The 702-nt window shown below is 40.5% G+C and carries 1 protein-coding gene; it reads right to left on the bottom strand.

Annotated features, from left to right (window positions below; all coding sequences use genetic code 11):
- Nucleotides 1-248 precede the first annotated feature (248 nt).
- The coding region (locus tag ADIWIN_RS04085) for a sterol desaturase family protein (RefSeq protein ID WP_040756518.1) at nt 249-702 on the bottom strand (454 nt) is incomplete at its 5' end.

The following is a 702-nucleotide window of genomic DNA, read 5'->3' as shown; positions in this document are numbered from 1 at the left end:
CAAAGCTTGGTGAAACGCTTGTTTATCCTTAAACACAGTGTTGGTGCATTCCCTGCAAATTCAGAAGTTGATGTTCCGCTCATATATGCAGACTATTATTATGTTGAAGCAATGATTCGTTTGAAAAACATTTATTTAAGGAACTTGAAATAATCGACAAGTCCGATTGAAGTTTAACTATGTGGAATCCCTGTTAAATCACAGCGGTTTTACCACAAAAATTCTTGGAACTATAAGCCTCTAATCCCCTACTTATTCTTAGTAAATGGGTAGCTGATTTGTTGCCAGAAAGTTTTGGGGAATTTCTCCATACCCTCAAAGCCAAGGTCGATGTCCCTGCCGTTATGAGGAATATAGGCAGTACCAAAGAGGTAATCCCAAATACTTAGGGTTAGCCCGTAATTGACTCCATATCGCCCTTTGGGCAGCACTTTGGCATGATGCCAGATATGCATGATGGGATTATTGAACAAATATTTGAACGGGCCATAGCTTATCTTTAGGTTGGCATGGTTTAAATGCCCAATGGCGGTTGCAAAAATATGGACAATAAAAAAATCCGTCAAGCCAAAGCCTATCATGGCCAAGGGTAAGTATTGGGCGGTTTTATACAGTATGGTCTCCATCCAATGAAACCTCAAATGAGCGGCAAAGCCCATTTGCTCTACCGAATGGTGTACCTTATGAAATTCCCAGAATGCA

This window comes from Winogradskyella psychrotolerans RS-3 (assembly GCF_000427335.1).
Taxonomy (GTDB): Bacteria; Bacteroidota; Bacteroidia; order Flavobacteriales; family Flavobacteriaceae; genus Winogradskyella; species Winogradskyella psychrotolerans.
The sequence above is the reverse complement of the archived record's forward strand: the minus strand, read 5'-3'. Positions and strand labels throughout refer to the sequence as shown.